22 protein-coding genes, 1 tRNA gene and 1 riboswitch are annotated in these 25,490 nt (G+C 47.8%); of the genes, 5 read left to right on the forward strand and 18 right to left on the reverse strand.

Going from position 1 to position 25,490, the window contains the following annotated elements:
• The first annotated feature begins 2 nt into the window (after nucleotides 1–2).
• Nucleotides 3–884: a ketopantoate reductase family protein gene (locus FJ444_RS00780; protein ID WP_181405016.1), complete on the forward strand. Its 882-nt coding sequence runs from the start codon at nucleotides 3–5 to the stop codon at nucleotides 882–884.
• A gap of 13 nt (nucleotides 885–897) precedes the next feature.
• Here the strand turns inward: FJ444_RS00780 and lysS are convergent, their stop codons facing one another.
• The 5 genes from lysS to prfC form a co-directional block, all read right to left on the reverse strand.
• Nucleotides 898–2,442 carry a lysine--tRNA ligase gene (lysS, locus tag FJ444_RS00785; protein WP_140956006.1) on the reverse strand — a complete coding sequence of 515 codons (1,545 nt, stop codon included), beginning with the start codon at nucleotides 2,440–2,442 and terminating at the stop codon, nucleotides 898–900.
• Nucleotides 2,443–2,468: 26 nt separating this feature from the next.
• Nucleotides 2,469–3,567, reverse strand: a protein-coding gene (gene prfB / locus FJ444_RS00790; protein WP_140956007.1) for a peptide chain release factor 2 whose coding sequence is annotated in 2 segments (ribosomal slippage) — nucleotides 2,469–3,491 and nucleotides 3,493–3,567 — 1,098 coding nt in all. Because the reading frame shifts where the segments join, the coding sequence is not laid out codon by codon here.
• 94 nt (nucleotides 3,568–3,661) lie between these two features.
• Entirely contained in the window at nucleotides 3,662–4,237 is a 576-nt protein-coding gene (locus FJ444_RS00795) for an NADPH-dependent FMN reductase (RefSeq protein WP_140956008.1), read from the reverse strand.
• A 60-nt stretch (nucleotides 4,238–4,297) separates the two neighbouring features.
• Nucleotides 4,298–6,031: an arginine--tRNA ligase gene (gene argS / locus FJ444_RS00800; protein ID WP_140956009.1), complete on the reverse strand. Its 1,734-nt coding sequence runs from the start codon at nucleotides 6,029–6,031 to the stop codon at nucleotides 4,298–4,300.
• 8 nt (nucleotides 6,032–6,039) lie between these two features.
• Nucleotides 6,040–7,623, reverse strand: coding sequence for a peptide chain release factor 3 (prfC, locus tag FJ444_RS00805; RefSeq protein ID WP_140956010.1), 1,584 nt, complete (start codon nucleotides 7,621–7,623; stop codon nucleotides 6,040–6,042).
• A gap of 313 nt (nucleotides 7,624–7,936) precedes the next feature.
• Between prfC and FJ444_RS00810 the strand changes: the two genes are divergently transcribed.
• Both FJ444_RS00810 and FJ444_RS00815 read left to right on the forward strand, forming a co-directional pair.
• Nucleotides 7,937–10,213 (forward strand): CHRD domain-containing protein, encoded by a 2,277-nt coding sequence (locus tag FJ444_RS00810; protein WP_140956011.1) that lies wholly within the window; start codon nucleotides 7,937–7,939, stop codon nucleotides 10,211–10,213.
• Between the two features lie 264 nt (nucleotides 10,214–10,477).
• The gene (locus FJ444_RS00815) at nucleotides 10,478–11,209 is read left to right on the forward strand and encodes a glycosyltransferase family 25 protein (RefSeq protein WP_140956012.1); all 732 of its coding nucleotides are present in this window, start codon (nucleotides 10,478–10,480) and stop codon (nucleotides 11,207–11,209) included.
• Here the strand turns inward: FJ444_RS00815 and rimI are convergent.
• From rimI to FJ444_RS00850, 7 genes are all read right to left on the reverse strand, one after another.
• Nucleotides 11,189–11,662 carry a ribosomal protein S18-alanine N-acetyltransferase gene (gene rimI / locus FJ444_RS00820; RefSeq protein ID WP_140956013.1) on the reverse strand — a complete coding sequence of 158 codons (474 nt, stop codon included), beginning with the start codon at nucleotides 11,660–11,662 and terminating at the stop codon, nucleotides 11,189–11,191. The genes FJ444_RS00815 and rimI overlap by 21 nt on opposite strands.
• Nucleotides 11,655–12,149 (reverse strand): hypothetical protein, encoded by a 495-nt coding sequence (locus FJ444_RS00825; protein WP_140956014.1) that lies wholly within the window; start codon nucleotides 12,147–12,149, stop codon nucleotides 11,655–11,657. Before FJ444_RS00825 ends, rimI begins: the two co-directional genes overlap by 8 nt.
• 57 nt (nucleotides 12,150–12,206) lie before the next feature.
• Nucleotides 12,207–12,283 (reverse strand) — tRNA-Trp (locus tag FJ444_RS00830).
• A 105-nt stretch (nucleotides 12,284–12,388) separates the two neighbouring features.
• Nucleotides 12,389–13,174, reverse strand: a complete 786-nt coding sequence (locus FJ444_RS00835) for a phosphotransferase (protein ID WP_181405017.1) — start codon at nucleotides 13,172–13,174, stop codon at nucleotides 12,389–12,391.
• A complete protein-coding gene (pnuC, locus tag FJ444_RS00840) occupies nucleotides 13,132–13,755 on the reverse strand; it encodes a nicotinamide riboside transporter PnuC (RefSeq protein WP_140956016.1) in 624 nt (207 codons plus the stop codon). Before pnuC ends, FJ444_RS00835 begins: the two co-directional genes overlap by 43 nt.
• A 6-nt stretch (nucleotides 13,756–13,761) precedes the next feature.
• Nucleotides 13,762–14,016, reverse strand: coding sequence for a YkoF family thiamine/hydroxymethylpyrimidine-binding protein (locus FJ444_RS00845; RefSeq protein WP_140956017.1), 255 nt, complete (start codon nucleotides 14,014–14,016; stop codon nucleotides 13,762–13,764).
• An 11-nt stretch (nucleotides 14,017–14,027) separates the two neighbouring features.
• Nucleotides 14,028–16,091 (reverse strand): TonB-dependent receptor, encoded by a 2,064-nt coding sequence (locus tag FJ444_RS00850; protein WP_140956018.1) that lies wholly within the window; start codon nucleotides 16,089–16,091, stop codon nucleotides 14,028–14,030.
• A gap of 57 nt (nucleotides 16,092–16,148) precedes the next feature.
• A riboswitch (TPP riboswitch) is annotated at nucleotides 16,149–16,248 on the reverse strand.
• A gap of 408 nt (nucleotides 16,249–16,656) precedes the next feature.
• On the opposite strand from FJ444_RS00850, the gene FJ444_RS00855 reads away from it, so the two are divergent.
• A complete protein-coding gene (locus FJ444_RS00855; protein WP_140956019.1) occupies nucleotides 16,657–18,447 on the forward strand; it encodes a helix-turn-helix domain-containing protein in 1,791 nt (596 codons plus the stop codon).
• A gap of 65 nt (nucleotides 18,448–18,512) precedes the next feature.
• Here FJ444_RS00855 and FJ444_RS00860 read toward each other — a convergent pair whose 3' ends face one another.
• Nucleotides 18,513–18,929, reverse strand: a complete 417-nt coding sequence (locus FJ444_RS00860; RefSeq protein ID WP_140956020.1) for an acyl-CoA thioesterase — start codon at nucleotides 18,927–18,929, stop codon at nucleotides 18,513–18,515.
• 107 nt (nucleotides 18,930–19,036) lie between these two features.
• Here FJ444_RS00860 and FJ444_RS00865 point away from each other — a divergent pair, with 107 nt between their 5' ends.
• Nucleotides 19,037–21,235 carry a GNAT family N-acetyltransferase gene (locus FJ444_RS00865; RefSeq protein ID WP_140956021.1) on the forward strand — a complete coding sequence of 733 codons (2,199 nt, stop codon included), beginning with the start codon at nucleotides 19,037–19,039 and terminating at the stop codon, nucleotides 21,233–21,235.
• A gap of 70 nt (nucleotides 21,236–21,305) precedes the next feature.
• Here FJ444_RS00865 and FJ444_RS00870 read toward each other — a convergent pair whose 3' ends face one another.
• From FJ444_RS00870 to FJ444_RS00890, 5 genes are read right to left on the reverse strand one after another with little or no spacing between them, the layout of a single operon-like run.
• On the reverse strand, nucleotides 21,306–22,574 hold the full coding sequence (locus tag FJ444_RS00870; protein ID WP_140956444.1) for a lipopolysaccharide assembly protein LapB: 1,269 nt from the start codon (nucleotides 22,572–22,574) through the stop codon (nucleotides 21,306–21,308).
• Nucleotides 22,575–22,576: 2 nt separating this feature from the next.
• Nucleotides 22,577–23,188, reverse strand: a complete 612-nt coding sequence (locus FJ444_RS00875) for an energy transducer TonB (protein ID WP_140956022.1) — start codon at nucleotides 23,186–23,188, stop codon at nucleotides 22,577–22,579.
• A 1-nt stretch (nucleotide 23,189) separates the two neighbouring features.
• A complete protein-coding gene (locus tag FJ444_RS00880; protein WP_140956023.1) occupies nucleotides 23,190–23,588 on the reverse strand; it encodes a biopolymer transporter ExbD in 399 nt (132 codons plus the stop codon).
• Nucleotides 23,589–23,599: 11 nt separating this feature from the next.
• Complete coding sequence (locus FJ444_RS00885) at nucleotides 23,600–24,124, reverse strand: MotA/TolQ/ExbB proton channel family protein (protein ID WP_140956024.1); 525 nt, start codon at nucleotides 24,122–24,124, stop codon at nucleotides 23,600–23,602.
• Nucleotide 24,125: 1 nt separating this feature from the next.
• Entirely contained in the window at nucleotides 24,126–25,487 is a 1,362-nt protein-coding gene (locus FJ444_RS00890) for a MotA/TolQ/ExbB proton channel family protein (protein WP_140956025.1), read from the reverse strand.
• Between the last annotated feature and the right edge of the window lie 3 nt (nucleotides 25,488–25,490).

The following is a 25,490-nucleotide window of genomic DNA, read 5'->3' on the forward strand; positions in this document are numbered from 1 at the left end:
GTATGAATATTGTAGGCAGCGGAGCCATTGGGGGACTATGCGCAGCGGGTGCTCAGCACGCAAATTTACCTTACCGCGCTATAGTACGTGAACACAGCAATAAACTGCGCTTCGTTGAAGGCTTGGATGGCACCATTACCCATCTCGATTATGCTGAGCATGACATTGCGAAACTGGGTGAACACGACGTATTAATTCTGCCACTAAAGGCCTTTCAGATTGGCGATGCTTTGCAGCAATGGCAGAAACGGATCAATAAAGCCACTCCTGTAATTCTGTTTCACAATGGCATGGGCGGTACTGAGCTTGCTACGACATGGCTCCCTGACAATCCGGTATTTTTAGCAACCACCAGCCACGGTGCACTTAAACTGAATGCTGACACGGTAAAGCATACCGGCATGGGCAGCACAATGCTGGGCATGGCATTTTCCCATCCGCTGGCAAAAAAACTTCAACCCGTGGTGACAGCGCTTATGGAAGCCTGTATTGGCCCGGTTACCTGGCGGGAGGATATGCAAACCGCGTTGTGGCAGAAGCTTCTCATCAACTGTGCCATCAATCCTCTTACTGCGCTGGAAAACGTAAAGAATGGGGCGCTCGCCAACCCGCAATACCGAGCAACTTTACAGTTAGTTTGCCAGGAGGTTTGTCTCACCGCTCAGGCGTGTGGCGTGCAATTGGATGAAGAAAACGCGCTGGAACAGGTACTCGCGGTAGTTCGCAATACAGCGGAAAATTATTCCAGTATGCACCAGGACATCGCCCATCACAGACCAAGTGAAATTGATGCGATTAATGGCTACGTGGTGCAACAGGCACAAAAAAAGGGTATTGACGTTCCCGTCAATACCCGCTTATTTTTGGCTATAAAGGCATTATAAATAGCGCGCTTTCTTACTGATCATGACTCTCTGGTTTCATGTGTGGGAACAGGATAACGTCTTTGATCGTCGGGCTGTCAGTAAACAGCATGGTTAAACGGTCAATACCAATCCCCTCACCTGCAGTTGGTGGCAAGCCGAATTCCAGTGCGCGGATGTAGTCTTCATCATAATGCATGGCTTCATCATCACCCGCGTCTTTTTCTTCCACTTGTTTGCGGAAACGCTCAGCCTGATCTTCCGGGTCGTTCAACTCGCTGAAACCATTCGCCAGTTCACGTCCACCCACGAAGAACTCAAAGCGGTCGGTAATGAACGGGTTGGTGTCGTTACGGCGCGCCAGTGGTGATACTTCCCACGGATACTCAGTAATAAACGTAGGCTGGATCAGTTTCTCTTCGGCTGTGGCTTCAAAGATTTCACACAGGTATTTACCTGCACCCCAGATCCCATCCACGGCAGGCTCTTTAATGTGCAGCTTTTTCGCCATGGCTTTCATTTCGTCCAGGTGACCTTCAGGATCGCGAATGGCCGCTTCGTTAGCCTCCGGCCAGTATTTCAGAATCGCTTCACCCATACTCAGGCGCGTGAAAGGCTGACCAAAATCATATTTCACTTCACTTAACACGTTGCCTTCTGCATCTTTCGTGGTGTTAGTGATTACCGTATTGCCCAGAATGTCTTCTGCCAACGTTCGCAGCATATCTTCTGTCAGGTTCATCATGTCGTTGTAGTCAGCATAAGCCTGATAGAACTCCAACATGGTAAATTCCGGATTGTGGCGGGTTGACAAACCTTCGTTACGGAAGTTGCGGTTAATTTCGAATACGCGTTCAAAACCACCCACCACCAGGCGCTTGAGGTAGAGTTCAGGCGCAATTCGCAGGTACATATCGATGTCGAGCGAGTTGTGGTGTGTCACGAATGGCTTGGCAGACGCACCGCCAGGGATAACCTGCAACATCGGCGTTTCCACTTCGATATACTTACGCGACGTCAGGAAATTGCGAATACCATTAACGATTTTGCTTCGAACAACAAACGTTTCGCGGGTTTTCTCACTGGTGATCAAATCCACATAGCGTTGACGGTACTTTGTTTCCTGGTCGGTCAGACCGTGGAATTTCTCTGGCAAAGGGCGCAGTGACTTGGTAAGCAGTTCATACCGCGTCATGTTCACATACAAATCGCCTTTGCCTGATTTGTGCAATGCACCTGCTACACCAATAATGTCGCCGATGTCCAGCGAGCCGTAGCGCGCCTTGATATCTTTTTGGGTGTCTTTGTCGGCATAGGCCTGAATGCGTCCAGTCATATCCTGTAGTAACAGGAATGGACCACGCTTAGCCATAATACGGCCAGCAATGCTCACCTGATTGTCTTGTTCAATCAGCGCATCTTTGTCCAGTTCGCCAAATTGCTGTTCCAATTCGTCGGCATAATGTTCGCGACGAAAGTGGTTAGGAAAGCCATTAGCACGGCAGTTTTCCCGGATCGCGCTTAATTTAGCGCGGCGCTCAGCAATCAATTTGTTTTCGTCGAGTTGTTGGTCGCTCATATTCTGTTCACTTTCAGTTAAAAGGCTTAAAGACCTGATTTAAGGCTGGCTTGAATAAACTTGTCTAACCCGCCGTCGAGTACCGCTTGCGTGTTGCGAGTTTCAACGCCGGTGCGCAAATCCTTAATACGGGAATCATCCAGTACGTAAGAGCGGATCTGGCTACCCCAGCCGATATCAGATTTATTGTCTTCCATCGCTTGTTTCTCGGCAGTTTGCTTTTGCAGCTCAAACTCATAGAGTTTGGCTTTTAATTGCTTGAATGCCTGATCTTTATTTTTATGCTGCGAACGGTCATTCTGACATTGCACTACTATGTTGGTAGGCAAGTGTGTGATCCGTACGGCAGAGTCGGTTCGGTTTACGTGCTGACCACCTGCACCGGATGCCCGGTAGGTATCAATTCGCAAGTCCGCCGGATTAATTTCAATTTCAATGTCATCATCGATTTCAGGGTACACAAATGCTGACGAAAACGACGTATGACGACGGTTACCAGAGTCAAACGGCGATTTGCGAACCAGGCGATGTACACCGGTTTCGGTGCGCAACCAGCCGAAAGCATACTCGCCTTCAAAGCGGATGGTGGCGCTTTTAATACCTGCCACATCACCGTCGGATACTTCAATCAGCTCAGTTTTGAAACCGTGATCTTCACCCCAGCGCAAATACATTCTTAACAACATATTTGCCCAGTCCTGGGCTTCTGTACCACCCGAACCGGCCTGAATATCCATGTAACAACTGCAACTGTCGTTCGGACCCGAAAACATGCGGCGAAACTCAAGGACTTCCAGTTGCTCAATCAGTTCGTCAAGCTCGCTTTTTGCCTCATTGAAGGTATCTTCATCCTCGGCTTCTATTGCCAGTTCCAGTAAGCCTTCAACGTCGTCTGCGCCTTGCTCGAGTCGCAGTATGGTGTCAACCACTTGCTCCAACGCTACCTTTTCTTTGCCTAAGGCTTGCGCGCGCTCCGGATCATTCCAAACGTCCGGACTTTCCAGCTCGCGATTAACTTCTTCTAAGCGCTCCGATTTAACATCGAAGTCAAAGATACCCCCTAAGCGCTGCGCTGCGCGCCCGGATATCCCGAATCGCATTATGCACTGGGTTAACTTCAAACATGGGTAACCTTAATTCATTGGTGTAGATAAGACGCGCGATATTACCCAATTTAGCCTGTATTTAACAGTCGTTTGTGGGGATCGCGCGTGCAGGATTACGCGCTTTTTAGCTTAGTAGCCAGTTCGACAACCTGTTTGGCCAAACCGGCGAGTTGTTTTTTCGTTTTTTCATCGCTGATTGCACCTGACTCATCAACTTTGTCAGCCACATTACCCACCGCAACCTGCGCTGGCGCAACGATACAGCTTAAATTTTGCATTAACATACGCAGTACCACCAGCACCCGCATGCCGCCTAATGCGCCAGGTGAAGCAGCCATTAACCCAACTACTTTTTGCTTATAAGCAGCTAACACAGCTTCATCGCCCGTTTTACGCGACGCCCAGTCAATGGCATTTTTGAGTACCGCAGGATAACTACTGTTATATTCCGGACTGGCAATCAGAATACCATCGTGGTCAATCATCAACTGCTTAAACGCTTGCGCTCGCTCTGGAATGCCAAACTCCGCCTCTTCATCTTCGTTGAAGATAGGCATGGCATAGTCTGCCAGATTGATTACGGTAACGTCAGCACCTGCGTCGCGCGCTGCTTGTGCGGCACATTCAACTACTGCCTGGTTGTATGAGTTGCGTCGTGTACTGCCTGAAAAAGCAAGGATCCTGGTCATAGTAAAGCTCTGTTTAAGGTTAATACTGTCGTTATGGAGAAATGCGGCCTCTGTGGACCGCTACATTTTATCCAGTGTTTCAATGCCAAGCAGATCCAAACCCAGCTTAAGCTGTTTGGCTACCAGTGCACATAACGCCAAACGGCTGGCTCGCGTGCTGCTGTCGACATCATCTTTCAATATCGGACACGCCTCATAGAAACTCATGTAGTGGCTGGCCAAATCATACAAATAAGCACACAGCACATGAGGTGTTGCATCGCGGGCGACGACGGCCAGTTGCTCTTCAAACTGCAGTAATTGCACGGCTAAAGCATGCTCCTGAGGATGAGCAATACAGATTGATGGAGATAGTTGAGAGGCATCGACACCGGCGTTGCGAAACAAGCTTTGTGTGCGAGCAAAGGCATACTGTAAGTACGGTGCCGTGTTGCCTTCAAAGCTTAACATGGTATCCCAGTTAAACATGTAATCGGTTGTACGGTTCTTGCTCAGGTCGGCATACTTCACCGCGCCAATACCCACTTTACGCGCAACCACGTTAAGTTCATCTGCATCAAACGCTGAACCGCGGTCCGTGAGTAGCTTTGCAGCGCGCTCTACGGCTTCATCCAGCAGTTCCACTAATTTAACTGTTCCGCCAGAACGGGTTTTGAACGGCTTGCCGTCGCTGCCCAGCATCATGCCAAACGGACAATGCTCATAGCTTTGCTGAGGCTTCATAAAGCCTGCTTTACGGCCTACAATTTCGGTTTGCTTGAAGTGCAACGCCTGACGCGCATCGGTAAGGATAAGCGTGCGGTCTGCATTCAGCGTACCGCTGCGATAACGCATCGCGGCCAGATCCGTTGTGGCATACAAATAACCACCACCGGATTTTTGCACTATGTACACCGCCGGATTGCCTTCTTTATCAGCCAGCTCAGGAATAAACACCACCTGCGCGCCCTGATCTTCAACGGCGATACCTTTTGCCTTTAACTCTGCCACAACATTTGCCAGATCGCTGTTGTAGGCCGATTCCCCCATAATATCATTGCGTGTGAGGCTCACGTTCAGCTTGTCGTACACTTCCTCGCTATGGGAAATAGACACATCAATAAACTGTTGCCACAGTGCAAGACATTGCGCATCACCGCCTTGCAGCTTTACCACATATTCGCGTGCGCGATCGGCAAAGCCGTCTTCTTCATCAAAGCGTACTTTGGCTTCACGGTAAAAGTCTTCCAGGTCGGATAACGCCGTTTCTGCCACTTCATTGTGACTGAGCTTGTCGCTAAGGTGGGCCAACAACATACCAAACTGCGTTCCCCAGTCTCCCATGTGATTCTGACGAATCACACGATGCCCCAGAAATTCGAGCAGTTTTACTACTGCGTCACCGATGATGGTGGTACGCAGGTGTCCAACGTGCATTTCTTTGGCGAGATTGGGTGACGAGTAGTCCACTACAACCGTTTGAGCAGATTGCGCAGGAATACCAGCCCGCTCATCGCTCAGGGCAACATTACACTGGGCCGCTAACCAGTCATCATTCAGGTGGATATTGATAAATCCCGGTCCTGCAATTTCCAGTTTACTGGCAACATCGTCCAGTGCTACCTGCGCTAAAATTTGCTCGGCAATATCCCGGGGCTTTTGCTTGAGCGCCTTTGCCAACGCCATAGCACCGTTAAACTGATACTCACCAAATTCCGGGCGACCGCTACGTGCCACTGGTACGGGGGCATCGGAAATGCCCATTGCGGTTAATGCTTCGGAAAAACGTGATATTAGTAAAGCGTGAATATTCATATCGGTGTTTAGTGCTCGCGTGTTGTAGTAAATTCAATATCCGGATAACGCTCCTGCGCCAATTGCAGGTTTACCATGGTAGGTGCGATATAGGTTAAGTTATCACCGCCGTCCAGTGCCAGGTTTTGTTCGGCTTTACGTTGGAATTCGTCGAGTTTTTTAGCGTCCTTACAATACACCCAACGGGCCGTAGAAACGCTGACATGCTCGTATATCGCATCCACGTTATATTCAGATTTCAGGCGTGCCACTACCACGTCAAACTGCAGCACACCCACGGCGCCTACAATTAAATCGTTGTTAATCAGCGGTCTGAATACCTGCACAGCACCTTCTTCAGATAACTGAATCAGTCCTTTTTGCAGTTGCTTTTGCTTTAACGGATCTTTTAAGCGGATACGTTTAAACAGTTCCGGCGCGAAGTTAGGAATTCCGGTAAAACGATAATCATCACCCGATGTAAAAGTATCGCCGATGCGGATAGACCCGTGGTTGTGTAAACCAATGATGTCGCCGGCATAGGCTTCTTCCAGCAAGGAGCGATCGCCTGCCAGGAATGTCAAGGCGTCGGAAATCCGGACGTCTTTGCCTATGCGGGTATGACGCATCTTCATGCCTTTTTCGTACTTGCCAGAAACAATTCGACAAAACGCAATGCGGTCGCGGTGTTTGGGGTCCATATTGGCCTGAATTTTAAACACAAACCCACTAAATTTATCGTCTGATGCGTCCACTTCGCCAGCGTCTGTTTCTCGGCCCTGCGGTGCGGGTGCCCAGGCAACCAGTCCGTCCAGCATGTGATCAACACCGAAATTCCCAAGCGCGGTACCAAAGAATACCGGCGTAATCTCACCAGCCAAAAACAGTTCCAGATCGAATTCGTGAGATGCGCCCATAACTAATTCAAGTTCGTCACGAAACTCCGTCGCCAGGCCGCTCCCTACTTCCTGATCCAGTTCAGGATTATTCAGCCCTTTGATGATCCGCACGTCCTGAATGGTATGACCCTGACCCGATTTGTACAGAATGGTTTCGTCGCGATGCAGATGATAAACACCTTTGAACTGCTTACCACAACCTATTGGCCAGGTGATTGGCGCACAGGCTATTTTTAGCTCAGTCTCAACTTCGTCCAGCAATTCCATTGGATCGCGGATATCGCGGTCGAGCTTGTTCATAAAAGTAATAATAGGCGTATCGCGTAAACGGGTTACTTCCATGAGTTTACGGGTACGATCCTCAACGCCTTTTGCAGCATCGATTACCATCAGGCAGGAGTCTACCGCCGTTAACGTACGATAAGTATCTTCCGAAAAGTCTTCGTGTCCGGGGGTGTCGAGCAGATTTACCAGGCTGTCGGCATACGGGAACTGCATAACCGAGGTGGTTACCGAGATCCCACGCTCTTTTTCCATTTCCATCCAGTCTGACTTAGCGTGCTGACCGGATTTTTTACCTTTTACCGTGCCCGCCACCTGTAAGGCGTTTCCGTATAACAACACTTTTTCAGTGATGGTGGTTTTACCGGCATCCGGGTGCGAAATAATCGCAAACGTGCGCCGACGGTTGATTTCTTGTTGAAATGTACTCATTAATCCAATGCTTTTCGGTTAAAGAACTGCGATTTGGAGCCTGGCTCCACTCATTTAATGGGCGCGATTATATAGGTATTTATGCAGGGTTGGTAGGCTGGCAAGCCTGATTCCTTGATTACGCTGTAAGTTACAAACCTGAAGGAATGTGAATTCTCTAACACCATTGTGCCTAACCCATTATTGCTAGTAAATTCATAACATTAATAAAGCACTAATCATGAATTAAATAAATTTATTACTTTCTATGATCTCATCCTCCGGCGCAAACGTTAAAACGATGTAAAAATTGATACAGCCAATGGAGAACACCATGAATCTACATAAGTTTGCTGTCATCGGTTGCGCGGCATTTTTAACCGCCTGTCTGCATGACGACGATAAAAAGGAAGAGACGGTTACGCCTGCTCCGCCTACGTTCACTGCCAGCACCACGTTTGAGGTTAATTTAACCGGTAAACAGCAGGTTCCGGCCAATATGTCTGCTCAAATGGCCACAGCAACAGTTGAACTTGACGAGAATTTGGGTCTGCTCAGAGCCACTGTTGACGTTAGCGGTGTTGAAGGCGTTCAGGCGGTTCATATTCACGATGGCGATATCGGACGTAACGGTGACGTTGCATTTGGCTTTGAAGCGGGTTCCACTGGTACCTACACGCTGGCAGAAACCAGTGTAAGCAGTGAACTCATCACCGATTTACTTGAGGGTGAATGGTACATAAACGTACACACTGACGCCTACGGCGATGGTGAACTACGCGGTCAGATTGTGACCGATGACATGGCGGTAGTCACCTTCAGACTTGATGGTGATCAGGAAGTGCCTGCAGTATCAACGCTGGCAGACGGTTACGGGTATGCGTTGGTATCAACTGCCACGTACGATTTAGACTTAGTGATTTATACCGACGGCATTGATGATGCTACTGGCGCGCATATTCACACTGGCCGTCCAGGAAATAATGGCGATGTACTGGTAGCCCTGGAACAATCTTCCGAAGACATGACCATGTGGACGACGCCTGAAGGCACCATGATTGATGCTGATATATTTTCTGTACTGGCATCAGGCGGTCATTACGTAAACGTTCATTCACCTGCGTTTCCAAGTGGTGAGATACGCGGACAGATCCTCACCGATGACTACCACCTGGCCACCTTTGCCTTGAGCGGTGAACAGGAGGTCCCTGTGGTGGACACCGACGCCAGTGGCAGTGGTTACATGCTGGTGAACACCTCTACTTACTCTGTAGAAATTACCGTAGTAACAGAAGGCGTTGATGATGCCACTGGTGCACACATTCACACTGGCCGGGTAGGTACCAATGGCGATGTATTAGTGTCGTTATCACAAGCGGCCGATGACATGGGTAAGTGGGTAACGCCTGAAAACCTGGCCATTGAGGCATCGATTTTTGATGTGTTGTTGTCCGGCGGTCATTACATCAATGTGCATACGCCCGCTAACGGAAGTGGTGAACTTCGCGGTCAGATTCTGACAACTGAATATGCGCTTGCCACCTTTGAGTTAAATGGCGATCAGCAGGTACCCATGGTATCAACATCAGCGTCGGGCAACGGTTACGCTGTTGTTAATACATCAACTTACGATTTGGAATTAGTGGTGCATACTACCGGCGTTGATGATGCGACAGGCGCACATATTCACACCGGTGGTATAGGAATGAATGGCGATGTTCTGGTTGCATTAGAACAATCCATGACGGCCCCGGGCACGTGGATGACACCTGCAGACACAGCAATAAACGCAGACATTCTGGCAGTACTTGCAGCCGGCGGTCACTACGTGAACGTGCACACACCGGCTTTCCCAAGTGGTGAAATTCGCGGTCAAATCGTCACGTCTGATTATGCCATTGCCACTTTTAACTTAAGCGGTTCACAGGAAGTGCCAGCCGTATCCAGCGCTGCGTCGGGTCGCGGATATGCTCTGGTAAACACACTGAGTTACGCACTGAATCTGGTGGTTCACACAGACGGCGTTGACGATGCAACTGCCGCCCACATCCACACCGGAAGAATTGGTACTAATGGCGATGTGCTGGCTGCGCTGGAACAATCCATGGACGATCCGGGCATGTGGATGACACCAGACAATACCGTTCTCAATGCTGACATTTTAAGTGTACTGGTTTCCGGTGGTCATTACGTAAATGTTCATACGCCAGCGAATCCGAGTGGCGAGCTACGCGGACAGATTCTCACTGATAACTACGTACTGATTGCATTTGGCTTAAGTGGCGAACAAGAAAATCATGCGGTTACCACCTCAGCCACAGGCAGCGGTTATGCGCTGGTAAACACCGACGACTATAGTCTGGAACTACAGGTTGTCACCTCAGGCGTAGCAGACGCTACTATGGCCCATATTCACACTGGGGCACTCGGTGTAGACGGTCCGGTATTGCTGGCACTTGAGCAAGACAGTACGGATATGAACAGATGGATGGCACCGGACAATGCCATGCTTGATGCTGCAATATTTGCAGTACTGGCTTCAGGTGGGCACTATGTAAACGTACACACGCCAGCCTATCCGGCGGGTGAACTGCGCGGTCAAATCCAGTAGCTCAGGCTGAACTCGTATTAACCAACAATAAAGGGGCCTTTCACAGGCCCTTTTTTATGAATGACAAACAGCTAATTCAGTAACGGGTATAGACAAAAGCAGGATGATTAGCGTCGATTCCGCGCGAATAGTATTATTTTTATAACTTACGTTTGCTGTGGCTTGAGATATTACCGGCCACTATTTATCATCCTGATACGACGCGTATTTACCTGCTTTACTGATAACGCGAACAATTACAACACCAATCTAAGGGATTACCGTTTGTTACCTATTATTATTATAAATTTAGACGACAGCATTCAACGTTGGGAAAGCCTTAGCAAACAGGTGGCTGAATTAGGCCTTAGTTGCTCCCGATTTTCAGCTACCTTGGGCAGTGCACTCAGTGTTCAGGAAAAGCAATCATGGTATGACTCTGCAGCCAATACAAAGCGACATCATCGCAATTTAACTAATGGCGAAATTGGCTGTTATGTTAGTCACTATCGGATTTGGCAAAAAATCGTCAATGAAAACATTCCGTGCTGCATTGTGCTGGAAGATGACCTGACGATTGATAACGCCTTTCCGCAGGTCGTCGATGTAATTCAGTCGCTGGATACTAACTGGGATATGATAAAGCTGTACGACGGACGTCCAACACCGTTCTTTGAAAGCAAACAGCTGGATAATGAATTTACATTAGGAAACTACAAAGAAGTGCCTAACGGTACGCAAGGGTATGCCATTACCCTGGAAGGTGCCCGTAAGCTACTCAAACGGAAGCCTTTCTTTCGGCCGGTTGATGTGGACATTCAATTCCATTCTGAATTGTCTCTCAACGTCCTCGGTATCAAACCGTATAAAATCAGTGTTGATCAACGCTTCGAAAGTGACATCATTCGCATTAATAAAGGCCAGCACAACAATCACAGCTCAGCACTGCGCAATTTAAAATACCGCATCAAGATGTTTTTGGAGCGACGCAAAGTGTCAGGCAGACTGCCCGACTAACTCACACATCATTACAATGGCATCTTCACGACCCGATGCTGTCGGATAATAGCCTTTGCGGGTTTCTATTACCTGAAATCCGTGGCTGGTATATAACTGAATCGCGCGCTGATTGGATGCGCGTACTTCTAACCAACAGGTGTGCATACCCTTTGTTTTACAGTGTTCTAATGTAGCGTTTAGCATTGCCTTACCCAACCCTTGGCCTTGCGCTTCAGGTGCAACGGCAATTTCCATTAGCGTTACTTCATCCAGTACAAACAGCAAAATACAAAAGCCCAGTACCCTGCCCTCGCGCTTAATCATCCAGCCTTCATAGGGCGGCGTTAAACAGTCATCAAAGGTACTTTGAGACCAAGCCGTATATTGAACAGCTTCATGTATAGCATGCGCCTGAACAGAGTCGGCGGTGGTTAACGGTAACAGTGTCATCGCATCGTTAACATCAGGCAAGGGCAATTATCGCCTGCCAGAGCTGGCGTTTTTGCTTGGGTGATAAGGTATCAGGTTGTGCGTTAAACACGATTTCGTCTTTGCCCACGTGTAGCTGCTCACCCACAAATAGCAACGGCGATGCTTTCACGTTTATCAGCTCGAATGCCACGGCGATATCCTGCTTAAATGCAGAAAGTGACTCACCAACAGGCTGCTTGTTGGGTTTATTGATTTCAGCCATTGGCTTTGATTCAGAGGCGTCATTTACCGGGGCTGTGGTTGCAGAATTGCTTTTTGCTGCCGGTGACATGGACGCTTTTAAACTTGCCAGACGCGACTGTGCATCCGCTTTTGAGACAGTTTTAGGCTTGATGCTCGATGTGATTGCAGGTTGTGTAACCTGAGACTGCGGAGATGTTGGCTTATGTACTTCCTGTTTTTGCAATACCTGAATATTCATGGCTTGCAATACAGCGATTTGATAATCAGACAATCCCGTTGTCATGCACGACACCTGACTGCTATTTAAGATGAAATGAGTGTATCAGCTTAGAGAGAAAAGTGGCAGGGGTGGAGGGACTCGAACCCCCAACCATCGGTTTTGGAGACCGCTGTTCTACCAATTCGAACTACACCCCTAGCGCGCTGTGAATTATACGTATGCCCGATCAAAGGTAAAGTAATTTTATCCGAATTTCACCAAATTTGATTTAAGCGGGCAATTAATAACCACATCCGGCGAATTCAGGGTAATGCGGCTGTCCATAAGTCGTTGGTAAATTGAACAATGGGCAGAAATATCTCGGTTTGCTGACGCACTGTTTCGCGCTGAAAGCCCGACACCCCGGCATAGGCATCACACAAACTGTTGATTTGCGTGGTATCAAGTTCATTAATGACAATACAAGCAGCCAAATCGAAATACCGGTTACCAATCGCTGCGTATTCCCAGTCGATTACCTTGTCTCGGTTTTCGCCAACCAAATGCGCAAACGACAGATCATTGTGACAAAAGCAGTAATCATCGTAGCGACTGTGTTTTGCCAGCATCTGGGTTAGCTTGTCGCGCTGAGCCACAAATGGCCGGGCTTCTCTTGATGGTAACTGTTCGAGATAGTGTTGCCACACAGGAACCAGGGCCAACGTGGGCGCATCAACATCACATTGATGTACCCGCCATAGCGCAGTGGCTAATAAAGCGGTATCAATACATTGCTGACCAGGTGTTTCAATCCACGACTCCACCCAAATTCGCGCGTGTTTATCAAAGCCTTTCAGCGCTGGCGCAACGCCCACATCACTCAGTTGTTGCTGTAAGCGATATACGTTGGGGTAATCAACTGCACTAAACGTATCAGGCCCGAGTTGCTTTACGGCCCAGGCCTCAACATCATTACTGGCTTTAAACACGCGATTGGCTGGGCCCTGTCGAATCAGTTGCCAGCTCAGTGCAGAAGCGTTGGGTAAAATGGGAACCAGTGTCCGTACTAACTCATCGCCGGGGTATGACTCACCCACTCTTTTTTCCACTGCATATATCCATAAAGAGAGAATCCCACATAGCCAACAAACAGGCAAGCAGACAATACCAGACCACTCTGCCAGTATAAGTAAACTGCGGCGCAATTAATGAAAAACCAGTATACCCAGTTTTGCAATACTTTATGGGCAACCATAAAGGTAGTCACCACACTAAAAACATTTACCGCGGCATCTAACCACAAATGTTCGTGGTTAAACTGTGTTGCTGCCAGTTTTCCTAACAACACCACCACGCCAACTAATGCGATTACCAGCAAGCCATGCAGCCAAACCGGCCAACTCACCACACCGCCTGTGTCGCTGGGCTTGTGATGCCATTGCCAGTAGCCATAAACGGCCATTATCATGTAGAACACATTTAACGCAGACTGAAATGGCAGGGATACCTGCCAAAAAATCCAGGTATACAGTGCGGTACTGGTAAATGCCGCAAACCAGCACCACACGTTTTGACGGGCAGCCAGCCACACATACGCAATGGCCAGAACCACGGCCAGCCACTCTGGTAACGATGTCTGAGTTACTTGAGACATAAACTGCGTTGCTAACTGCGTTGCTAACTGCTCCATCGTTATTTACCTGCTTTGCATTGCGTCAAAATTCAGGAACTTGGCTACGAATACCGCCTGCCCGACTTCCTCGTGCACTCGCTGCATCTCAGTGCCCAGAATGCGCATTACCGACTGATAATCTCCGGTTACCTGTGTGCTGGTAGAACAGGTGACAACCGTGAGTTCCTGATAAGTATTCAACCGCTCAATAAAGCCCTTGATGGGCGGAATAAACTCATTCACCAGCGGATAAAGCGACAACTCAACCATCACTTGCATAGTATTAGCTCCTAAAACTGATAACGCACTGACACGCCAAACTGACGACCATTACCCAACTGATAGTAGGGTTCTTCAAATTCGTAATAATCACGAGGATCATTACTGAACCCTCCAAAGCCACGCGTGTAGTACGTTTCGTCAAATACGTTGTTTACCCACAAGGTGGTTTCCCAATCCGATTGCTGCCACACTACCTGTGTATGTACCAGCGTAGTAGCCGGTGATTTTACATCGTGGCCGTCGGAGAAACGATAGCGACTGGTGTAGTCGATTTCCAGATTCCACATCCAATCCGAGGCGAATGCAAACTGACTGAAAAGGTTAGCAGTAACCGACGGTGCCTGGGCCTGTGTTTGTCTTGCTACAAAGCTGCCATCTGCACGGGTATATTTTTCAATATAGGCATCGAGGTAACCCAACGATGCATTTACCTGCCAATTATTGGCTGCCTGCCAGCTGAGTTCCAGTTCCGCACCTTGGTTTGTGCCTAAATCAGCGTTATCGATAATATCGATAAACTCGGCTGAGTTGTCGTCGCGGTATTGCACATCGTAATCGCTCACCTGGGTGTCTTCGCGTTTCATCACGAATACCGCCGCACGCAAATTAACCGTATCGGCCAATGGCGCTTTTACACCCAGCTCGTAGTTCCAGTTAAACTCGGCGTCGTAAAAACGGCTTGCCTCCTGCACATTCTGGTCAGGGTTAATCCCTGCCCCTTTAAATCCGCGGGAGATACTTGCATACCACAACTGCTCGCCCATCAGGTAATTCAGTGCCAGTTTACCACCCAGCATGGTTTCATCGTGTTCACGGGCTAAACCCGCATTATCAGCATAAGAGAAATCGTAATTTTCAGCACGAATGCCGAAAGACAAGTTCAGATTGTCAGCCAGTTCACTGTCTAACTGACCGTATACCGCCATGGTGACAGGCTTGTACTCACTGATGAAATCTCCATCTGCGTAAGTATATTCGCGCAATACCTGCTCTTCGGTACCTTCAAGACGCGCGCCCACAACCCAACGGGTAGTGTTGTTAAACAACTTTACCTGTTCGTTGCCAATAAAACGGATTTCAGCGGTTTGGGTATCAATTTCGCGGTAATAGTGATCGGTTGAGGTATAACCCCAGGGATGGAAACCCGTATAGGTCCAGTCTTCATCATAGCCATAACCAATATTGTGACTGGCGTGGGTAACGATAAACTGCAATTCACCCGAGTCGAGTTTGGCGGCTAAATTGGCGCTTACGGCGTGAGTTTGCTGGCGGTCGAATCCCGGTTCGTCGCTCTGGGTAATATTGTCGTTATCCAGTGAAAATGCGTCGTAACCATTGTCGATATCGTACCAGCGATAGGCCACATTTAATGTGGTGGCATTGTCGATTTGCCACTTCGCTGCCAGCTTAACAGCGGACTCATCAATATTGTTGGTATCTTCGCGTTGCAAAAACGCGTTTTTAACAAAGCCGTCACTGCGATTGTGATAAACCGCGGCACGCACTGCCAGGCTATCGTTTACAGTAACACTGTTAGCCAGTTCTACCCGGTAGCTGTCTTTACTGCCCACCCTCGCACTCACATAGTTATTATCTGTTGCGTCTGCGTCATTGGATTTGATCAGCACGGCTCCTGCTAATGCGCCGGTGCCGAATACGGTGGCTTGTGGACCACGAAAGACTTCAACCTGTTGAGTGTCAAACAATATACCGGACGCACCCAGACCAGAAAAATCGAAATCATCGACCATGAGCGCAACAGAAGGATTAATCGGCTCAGCGTATTGTGAACGCTCGCCAATCCCGCGAATTTGCAAGAACCGACCGCGCGATGCACCGGCATTAAAGTTCACGTTGGGTGCTACTCGCAGCAAACCATCAAGGTGGTCGGCCTGACGGGACGACACACGGGTATCACTGATCACCGACGCACTGGCGCTGAGCTGAGCTAAACTCTGCTGATAAAAATCACCATATACAGTGACGCGTTCAATGTCGGATTCGGTTTGTGCTGTCGCTTGAAGCGCGACGCTTAATAATGATAATGAAAACAGTTTCTGTGAAACGTTCATACAGGATCTCTTGTGCAATAGTTGACCAAAAGATCCGGCTTTTACGGCAGGTGATAAGGCTGTATTGTAAACCATCCCTACGCCGGTATTATCCGGATCAGGTAAAAGGGTTCCCGCTTAGCGGATCTCAGCCTGTTTGGCACCCCTTGGTACACGTCAGTTACCTGAAAAGTACAATCAGGTATCAAAACGCGGGGGCAGTCTACCAATACGCAGCGCGAATGCAAGAGATTCTGTATTCAGAAAATAAAATGCCCGCCTGTGACGTGGCGGGCATAACTGTTATCGCTGCCCTTTAACGGACAGTTACCGGTGGTGACGTCACCGGTCGCTACAGGCACTAACTACACGGAGTAACATCGCGGTTGGCATCGCATACTCACTAGTGCCGGCAACGCAATCCGTACTACACATATCGGATTGGGTATGGTGTAACTATAGCGGCAAGCCAAAAAGGAAAGTAGGACAATTAAAGCCAGACTTTAGGACATTTTTGTTCAACTTCCTTCGAAATCTGAACGTTATATGCAATGATGGACAAAGATAAACGACGAGGAGCATTGGATTGGCCTACACTGGAACCTTCTGGTCCGCCGTATTACGCGCTTTACTTAGTCTTCGAAGAGACAAGCAACTGAGTAGTCTGGATGATGAGCAGGTAGTTGCATTACTCCCTCGGGTTGAGTCAAATGAACTTACGGCCGAACAATTGGCTGAACTAGGCGATTTATTGCTGGCAGAACACTCTGCCCTCATAGGTCAGTCTTTACTGGGCTACCTGGATTTTAACAAAATGGGTGCAGTGCATTGCTATGCCTCGTTGAGCAAAGACATCCGCTCTGCATTACAAGCAAGTGAAAACATTACCCAAGCTTGGTTTCAACCATGCGAAACCCTAACGCTTACCCTATCCGGTAACAGCGCCGCCTTGTTGGTAAATACGTCACTTCCTGTGTCACTTGTGCCTTTTCAGATTGCGTTTTTCCTGCTGTTATTCCGCCACCTTGCAGGTCGCGACTTTGAATTTCAGCAAATTGAAGTGCCACACAATGCCAATCTGGGTTTACTTATCCCCATTAGCAAAGCACCTGTAGTGGTAGTTGCCCACGAACAACATCACCCGGGAATGGTAAAACTCACGTTTGCTGAAGACTGGCTCGACAGACAGTCTTTTTTCCACAGCCCGAATTTACAACAAATCCTGGCCCGTAATTTTCAGCAATACGCCCATCAGGACCCCGAGAACTCACTCCTTGTTTCACTGTTAAAAGCCTTTGATTCGGTACCCCAGCCTGCGCGGATCCGAGCCGAAGGGATAGCTGACCAACTCAACATGAATATGTCTACCTTCCGGCGCACGTTGCGTCAGGAAGACATATCGTTTAGTGCTGTACTGAAAAGTTACATTCACGAAAAAAGTGTTCATCACTTGTTGAGCGGCAAAAAAGTGGACGACGTATCCGACTTGTTGGGATTTTCCGACCGTCGGGCTTTCGACAGAAGTTTTAAGGAGTTTACCGGTGTTAACCCTGGCCAATTACGTCAGGTAGGTAGCCGCTTGCGTTTCCAGCGGGGCAATCAGGCATTGGTTGAAATATCAGACAACCTGCCGCCCTTACCTGAAACCATTAATCAGATTATCAAGCTGCCAGAAGCACAACAAACCGTTAGCGCCTTGGTGTCGTTAATCGCTACCGATCCGGTATTTCAAGCCCATATTATGGGCAAGGCCAGCCGGGCTATATACGGCACAACACCCATTTCGTTGCAACAGGCTATCGGCCGCAATCTGGGCGTAAGTCAGGTGCGCCATTTAGCGGTATTATTTGCCGCTCAACAGTTTTTAACGGTGCAAAGTGTGCACCCGGATGTTGCTAAACTGATTGACGCCATGTTGCTCAGCCATTCCTTGTTTAATGCGCTGTTTGCCAGCGAATATGCTGAATCGCAAAGGGAAATACTCAATCAGGTTGTGATGTTTGGGCCACTGTCTTTACTGTTGCTATTTCATGCGGAGCACGTTGCAAGTAAACGCATTTACTCGGCCTGGTCGCATTCAGACGATTTCGACAGATTTATACAACAGTTGGATGCCGAGTTTAACGTGTGCCTGTATGGCGCGTCATCATTACTATTAATTAACTGGGGCATTACCAGTGAAGTCAATCAAATGCTTTGGCAGTTGTGCCGGGGCGGTGAATCTCAGGTGCTTCAGCGAATATTGTTTTGTCACAGGCTGGCATTCAACAGCCTGTTTTTTGAAAACAGTCACTTCGATGGTTTTGCAGAAGGACAAGATAAGCCACTCACACCTATGCAAATATCAATCATGCAATCGCTGATCGAGCGTTGGTAACATTAATTGAGCACCAGGTTATTTAGCCTGAGTTCTGCGCATTGGTATTCTGCACAACGGGCGCACTACACACCAATATTCAGCTTGCCGATTTCTTCGGCAGTTTGCTGTGCCAGTAATTCCATGGTTTTGCCATGAGGTGCAGGTAAACGCGTTTCAGGATCAACTTTAACAAACACGATATCGTCAGCCAAACAAATTGTTTTCTTGGTTGCTTTGTTACGCACCAGACAGGAGACACTGATAGAAGTTCGCCCCACCCCTTTGGTTGCCAGACCAAACTCTACAATATCCCCCTGCAACGCTGGTGACTCAAAACTAATCTCGCCAATGTGCTTGGTTACCAGGCAATTGGTTTCTAACTGGCAAATTGCATAAATCGCCGCTTCTTCATCTATCCACTGTAATAATCGGCCACCAAATAAAGAATGGGCATAGTTAAGATCATTTGGCATCACCAGCCGACGCGTTAAAAATCGCATTGATAGTCTCTGTGTTGTAGTGCAATTGCGGTATTTTACCTTAACCAACAAGTCTGTGAAAATGATAAACTCTGCTCGTAAACACAACCTTTGGAAATACAGGCGCGATGGCAGTCGCAATAAACCACAGTGCGTTCGGCGAAAAATTAACTACATGGCTGGTATCACGAGAGAAACAGGTATGCCACCGACAGTTGCTTTTGATCAGCGGCAGCAAAGCATTCTGCGAGCAACAACTGGCGTTTGTTACAGCACATTTCAACAATCGAACGATACATGCTTCGGGCTGTGTACTTAACACTGTGCCACAGGCGTTGGCGCTTAAGCAGACTACTCAACTATTGGGTTCAACCTGCTCACTGGCTATTTATGATGCGTTTGATGCATTCAGGCCAAGCGCACTGCTTGCGTTGGCGGGAACCGTTTCAGGTAACGGGTTGCTGGTAATTTGCACTCCTGACTTGAAAGATTGGCCTGAATATAAGGAACTCACCACAAATCACTACCTGAGTTATGGACACGATTGCACGTTTAGCGCCTTCCGCAATTATGTCGCAACAGAATTCAGGGACAACGAAGCGACGGCATTACTACAGGAAAACGGAATTTGCAGACTTCCGCCACCACTACCGGTTACCAAACCAGATTCAGTCAAGCTGCTGACGCCCTTTGCATCGTTGGACCAACAAACAACGTTTGCAGCAATGAGCAATCTTTCCGGAGAAGGCGTCAGTTTGCTAACCGCTGACCGGGGTAGAGGTAAATCCACACTGTTGGGCATGCTAGCCGCTCGCTGGTTACTATCAGGCAATTCCGTGAGTATATGTAGCCGATTTCCTGACTCGGTTTCCGCCATTTTCGAAGGTATAAAACGCATTGCACCCAATTTAGAAATCAAAGCAGACCGGTCAGTTGTTTGCGGTGAAAACGCAATAAGCTGGTTACCCATAGACCATCCTCAATTGATGGACGACACGTCTGCAGTATTAATAATTGATGAAGCAGCAAACCTGCCGATCCCTGAACTCAAATTACTATGTGAACACTTCAGCCGGGTAATACTCAGTACAACGATGCGAGGTTATGAAGGCACTGGTCGGGGATTTTTAACACGCTTTATCCCATGGCTGACCAACACTTTCTCCAGGGTTAATTATTATTCCCTCGTTACGCCGATAAGATGGTCTGAACACGATCCGGTAGAAGCGTTGTTAAATACTGTATTTCAGTTAACTACAGAGCCGGTTGAAGAACTAATAAGGCCGAAAATACCGCGCAAAACGCACAGCATATCAAGCAATGAACTGTATTTTTCTGAAGTGACCGACAAATCTCCTGAAGCCTTTGCTTCAGTACTCACGCTGCTGATGAGTGCGCACTACCAAACAACTGTTGATGAATTAGTGAGACTATGCGACACGCCCGACAACCATACCCTGGTTGCTAGGTTGAATGGCCGCGTAGTTGGCGTGCTCAACATTCAATTTGAAGGCGGAGATTTGCTGCAATCCCTTGCACAGGATGTTGCGTCGGGCAAACGGCGGCTAAATGGTCATTTGTCTGCTCAATCCATCAGCCATTTCATCGCCTCTGCAGATATAGCAAGCTATCGTTACTGTCGTGTAAACCGAATAGCGGTTGAACCGGATTACCAACGTAAAGGTATAGCGACATATTTACTTAATTCGCTTGTTAAGTGGCTCGAACCATTTGAAGTAGATGCAATAACCACCTCTTTCGGGGCAACACCGGAACTCATCGGCTTTTGGCGTACATGCCATTTTGAACCAGTAAAAGCAGGATTAAAACGCGACGCCTCCAGCGCCGAATACAGCCTGTTAATGTGGCAACCTGTATCAGGCAACGCGACAGCGCTTGCTCCCTTGGTAGCTGCTCGCTTTACTCAGGAATTAATGCTTCATCACGAACGCCACATATTTAACCTACCCGAGCACCTTCATTCGGACACGAATAGTAGCAATTCGGCTCAAGCAACGGCCTTTACCAACTGTAATATGGCTATACTCCAGCAAGTAATCAGCAAACAACGGCACATACAACATGCCAGAGGCAGTCTTGTATGGCTACTTAATCGATACAATACACTTTATGGCACACGGGACTTTGCGTTGAGTCAGGCAGTAGCAGTACTGACAAATTTTGCATTGTACTTCGATGACTTGCCAACATTTATAAGCCACTATCACTTAACCGGAAAGAAGCAGGCCTACGATTTTGCCACAGCGAAACTAATTGAAGTGATGGAGTGGGATGATGAGGGATTTCATCATCGCTTACGGCATTAATGACTGTAGAGAGATCCGAAACACAGTGGTATAACAGACCAAAAAAAAGCGCCCGAAGGCGCTTTTTTAATTAGATATTGATACCGCGATTCTTCGCTTTCTGCTTGATGTAAGGTTCCCATGCGTTCGCATTACGACGCATTGACGAATCCTTCTTAGCTTCCTTAACATGCTCGAAGGCTTGTTTAAAGTCGCCAGCGTAGAAGTTAGCTTCCATTAAGCTGAAATGTACTTTACCTGGTTCATCAGTACCACGTGCTAAAGCATTGTTTAACGCTTTGATTGCACCTTTGTAGTCTTCTGCTACCAGTAACAGTACGCCTTGCTTGCGGTAGAATTCAGGATCAGAGGATAACTCAGCCGCTTGCTCGTAATACTTCGCAGCGTCCTTGTATTCCATTGCCTGGTGATAGCTATTCGCAATCGCCGCATAGTTTTCAGCAGTCTTTTCAACCACGCCTTTCTTAATATTTTCTGCTAGAACTTCAGCAGATTTGAACGGCATGTTGTTAGTTGAATATAACTGAGACAACATCTTAATCAGATTAGGCTTGTTGAGGTGCCCATGGTTGTAGGCAATTTCCAGCGTAGACAAAGACTTTTTATAATCTTCAACCATCAGGTAAAACTGGCCTAACTGAACCCACCACTTGCCCTCTTCAGGGAACGTGTTAACAATATCTTCTGCCACTTTAACCGTTTCAGGATACATCTTACGTTCATAGTAAGCTGAAAGTTTCAGAACATACGGGTTCTTATTGGGTTTCTCATACAAAGCAATGGCTTTATCTGCCGGAGCGATCAGTTTATCGTACTGCTTAAGTTCGTAGTAAGCGTTAGCCATACGGGTATAAACTTCTGGATCTTCCATACAGGTAAAATCCAACCACGCCTGATAATACTTAACCGCCTCAGAGTACTTTTTCTCCTGAAGGCTCAAATCAGCAATCAGCTTTAACGTTTGAGCGTGTTCAAGGTCATTCAGTACTTTTGGGTTAACGGCTGAAGTCAGATAACCAAGTGCCTTCGGCCCTTGCTCATCTTTAGTCGCCAGCATGTTACCCAATAAACGGTTAACGTAAGCCTTATCGAAGTCTTCAGACGGATCAATGTCCATCAACTGAGCAATGGCGTCATCTACCAGATCTTCGCCGTAAGCTTCGTACGCTTTTTGTACTTTTTTACCAACGCGTTCGCCAACCAGCTGAGTTGTACCCTTTTCATAACCAGGACATACCACTGGCGATGACACTTGTGCCAGTGAAGGCGCTGACATTACAGCGCCTAAAGTGAATGCCACGGCAACAAGTGACTTTTTGAACATTACTGATTTCATCATCATTATTGCTCCAGTTTAAAGTCAAGTTGTACAAACATTTTAGGTTGTTTAACCGGCTTACCATCAACAATTTTTGGCTTGTATTTCCACTTTGCAAGAGCACGACGTGCTTCGCGATCGAAAATACGCTTAGGATCAGCATCGAGAACTTCGATGTCACCTACCGAACCATCTTCGTTAATCGTAAATTCCAGTTTAACCCAGCCTTCTTTACCATCACGCGCAGCTTGAGGTGGATATTTAGGATCGATACGAACGATTGGTGTAGCATCACCATCCGTTTGCATTGCACCTACACCACCAATGTTTACACCGACACCGCCGGTATCAACATTAGGGATATCCAAACTAAAACCATCTGCATCCGGCTCAGCATCTTCCGGCTCAACAGGCTCCAATTTTGGAGGCTGTTGTGGCGGCGGAGGAGGCGGTGGTGGAACACGGGTACGTGTCTGCACATCCTCTTCCTGCGGCTGCATTACGATATCAATTACGGGGGCATCCGGCACTTCGTCTGCAGGGGTGGCAGAGTTTTCAATCAACTTTGCCATTACCACGAACAGAACGAATGCGACTGCTGCACCTAATAAAAGAGAAGCAATAAATCGTACCATGTTAGTTCCTCGCAGCTACCGCTATACGGTCAATGCCTGCAGCTTTAACCTGGTCCATCACTTCAACAACAATACCGTGTTTCGCTTTAATATCCGCCTGGATAAATACGTAGTCGGTAGGTTGCTCCGTAAGTAATCTCTCTAAGTTTGCCCTGACGCTGTCTAAAGACACCTCACGTTTATCTAACCAAACATCACCATCTTCAGTAATTGCAATGAAAATGTTGGCATTTTTGTGTAGGAACGCTCGGCTCGCATCGGGCTTGTTTACTTCAATACCGGCTTCTTTTACGAAAACCGTTGTCACGATAAAGAAGATAAGCATGATAAACACGATATCCAGCATGGGTGTCATGTCAATCGCTGCATCTTCCTCTTCGGTTCTGACTTTTCGAGCCATAATCTCTCTCTCTATTGATACGGTAGGCTATCGACTAGCTTTTCCCGCGCAATCTTAACTTTTGCCTCAATACGAGTACTGACGAACAGTCCAGACAGCGCAGCTACCATTCCGGCCATAGTCGGAATTGTTGCCATCGAAATACCACCCGCCATCAAGCGAGCGTTACTTGTGCCTTGTGTTGCCATCGTCTCGAAAACGCTAATCATACCAGTTACTGTACCAAGCAGACCGATTAACGGACACATGGCTACCAGCGTACGGATGATCAACATTCTGGCATTCAGTTCATCTGAAGCCTCTGAGATCCACGTTTCACGGATTCTATGCGCATACCAAGACTTTTTATCTTCACGCGCGTTCCAGTTTTGGATGATTTGATTTCTCATCTTTGGAAACACTGCGGTCAGAAACCAGTAGCGCTCAATCATTAATACCCACATGAGAAAGAGCGCGGCAGCAACGAAATAGAGTACGTCACCGCCGGTAGCGATAAAGTCCCTGACCGATTCGAATAATCCAATCAGGTAAACCATATTATGCCTTCTCCGACTCAGCGTGAGCAGCAATGATACCCGCAGTCTGCTCGTCCAGGATGTGAACGATTGACTTGCTCTTAGAGGCAACGATGCTGTGCGTTAAGATCAATGGCAGAGCTGCAATGATACCTTGAGCGGTAGTTACAAGTGCCATTGAGATACTTCCCGCCATCATACGTGGGTCACCAGTACCGAACAGTGTGATGGTTTGGAAGGTTGCAATCATACCCAGTACTGTACCTAACAGACCCAGTAACGGAGCAATTGCAGAGAAGATCTTGATGATGTTGATACCTGCCTCAATGCTTGGCAGTTCTTTCAGAATTGCTTCGTCAAGTTTCAGCTCAAGGTTTTCAGCATCGGTGTTTTTGTTGTTTTGATACACTTTCAGGATACGACCCAGTGGATTGTTCTCTGATGGTGAACCAGGGTTTTTAAGCTGTGCACGGATTTTGCCGCCAATCAGAGACAGAGTCAGTACTTTGTACACACCGATTAACAAACCCAGTGCCAGCATAGCAGTGATGATGTAACCAACTACACCACCAGCGTGGTAACGTTCCATCATTGTCGCTTTTTGCTTCAACAGGCCCAGGATTTGACCACGTGATGGGTCAGCGTAGAAACCTACAAAACCTGAAGTTGCTGAACGCAGGTCAGCAGTTGAGTCAACCATGTAGCCGTCAGGCTGACGACCCAGAGGCTGAACTACTTTGTTTACGTCGTCGTAAGTCAGGTAACCTTCGTCACCAATCAGGTTAAATGTACCAACACGCACAACTTCCTGAGTGTTTGTACCACCGTCAAGGTTGATAACGTCAGTGCTGAAACGAACTACCTGGCCTTGTTCAGTCATTTCTGTCTGAAGTGAAAGCCACAGTTCTTCCAGCTCTGCAATGTTAGGCAGACCACGAGATTCTTCTGACATGCGTGACAGGAACTCGTCACGGCCAGGGTACTGAGCACTTACCACAGACGTTGCAATACGACCGTAAGCTTCAGAAGCAGCCTGACGTACCACACCAAACATTTCACCCAGTGTACCGGTAGCTTGATCCAGCTCTGCAGCTTTTTCGTTCAGCTTAACTTCGTTGTCAGCAAATTGCTTTTGCAGACGGTCACCACGGCCTTGCTCAGCCTTCAGGTCAGCTTCAGCTTTACGCAGCAACGCTTGCTTGTCTGCGCGGGCAGAAGTGAACTCTGCTTCGCGCTGTGCATTGATTTTTTGCTCAGATGCACGATTAGCCTTAACAGAATTTAGCAGGTCTTGCAGAGACGCAGGCTCTTGAGCCTGAACCGCTGTAGAAGACATAACCGCTACCGTTGCAGCGGCAAGTAGAGATTTAAATACTGGTTTCATTAA

Source organism: Aestuariibacter sp. GS-14, assembly GCF_006494365.1.
Classification (GTDB): domain Bacteria; phylum Pseudomonadota; class Gammaproteobacteria; order Enterobacterales; family Alteromonadaceae; genus Alteromonas; species Alteromonas mangrovi.

Excerpts from the sequence above, each read along its gene's own strand:
- FJ444_RS00780 (WP_181405016.1), top strand. The coding sequence starts at position 3 with ATGAATATTGTAGGCAGCGGAGCCATTGGGGGACTATGCGCAGCGGGT.
- lysS (WP_140956006.1), bottom strand. The coding sequence starts at position 2,442 with ATGAGCGACCAACAACTCGACGAAAACAAATTGATTGCTGAGCGCCGC.
- FJ444_RS00795 (WP_140956008.1), bottom strand. The coding sequence starts at position 4,237 with ATGACCAGGATCCTTGCTTTTTCAGGCAGTACACGACGCAACTCATAC.
- argS (WP_140956009.1), bottom strand. The coding sequence starts at position 6,031 with ATGAATATTCACGCTTTACTAATATCACGTTTTTCCGAAGCATTAACC.
- prfC (WP_140956010.1), bottom strand. The coding sequence starts at position 7,623 with ATGAGTACATTTCAACAAGAAATCAACCGTCGGCGCACGTTTGCGATT.
- FJ444_RS00810 (WP_140956011.1), top strand. The coding sequence starts at position 7,937 with ATGAATCTACATAAGTTTGCTGTCATCGGTTGCGCGGCATTTTTAACC.
- FJ444_RS00825 (WP_140956014.1), bottom strand. The coding sequence starts at position 12,149 with ATGACAACGGGATTGTCTGATTATCAAATCGCTGTATTGCAAGCCATG.
- pnuC (WP_140956016.1), bottom strand. The coding sequence starts at position 13,755 with ATGGAGCAGTTAGCAACGCAGTTAGCAACGCAGTTTATGTCTCAAGTA.
- FJ444_RS00845 (WP_140956017.1), bottom strand. The coding sequence starts at position 14,016 with ATGCAAGTGATGGTTGAGTTGTCGCTTTATCCGCTGGTGAATGAGTTT.
- FJ444_RS00850 (WP_140956018.1), bottom strand. The coding sequence starts at position 16,091 with ATGAACGTTTCACAGAAACTGTTTTCATTATCATTATTAAGCGTCGCG.
- FJ444_RS00860 (WP_140956020.1), bottom strand. The coding sequence starts at position 18,929 with ATGCGATTTTTAACGCGTCGGCTGGTGATGCCAAATGATCTTAACTAT.
- FJ444_RS00865 (WP_140956021.1), top strand. The coding sequence starts at position 19,037 with ATGGCAGTCGCAATAAACCACAGTGCGTTCGGCGAAAAATTAACTACA.
- FJ444_RS00870 (WP_140956444.1), bottom strand. The coding sequence starts at position 22,574 with ATGATGAAATCAGTAATGTTCAAAAAGTCACTTGTTGCCGTGGCATTC.
- FJ444_RS00875 (WP_140956022.1), bottom strand. The coding sequence starts at position 23,188 with ATGGTACGATTTATTGCTTCTCTTTTATTAGGTGCAGCAGTCGCATTC.
- FJ444_RS00880 (WP_140956023.1), bottom strand. The coding sequence starts at position 23,588 with ATGGCTCGAAAAGTCAGAACCGAAGAGGAAGATGCAGCGATTGACATG.
- FJ444_RS00885 (WP_140956024.1), bottom strand. The coding sequence starts at position 24,124 with ATGGTTTACCTGATTGGATTATTCGAATCGGTCAGGGACTTTATCGCT.
- FJ444_RS00890 (WP_140956025.1), bottom strand. The coding sequence starts at position 25,487 with ATGAAACCAGTATTTAAATCTCTACTTGCCGCTGCAACGGTAGCGGTT.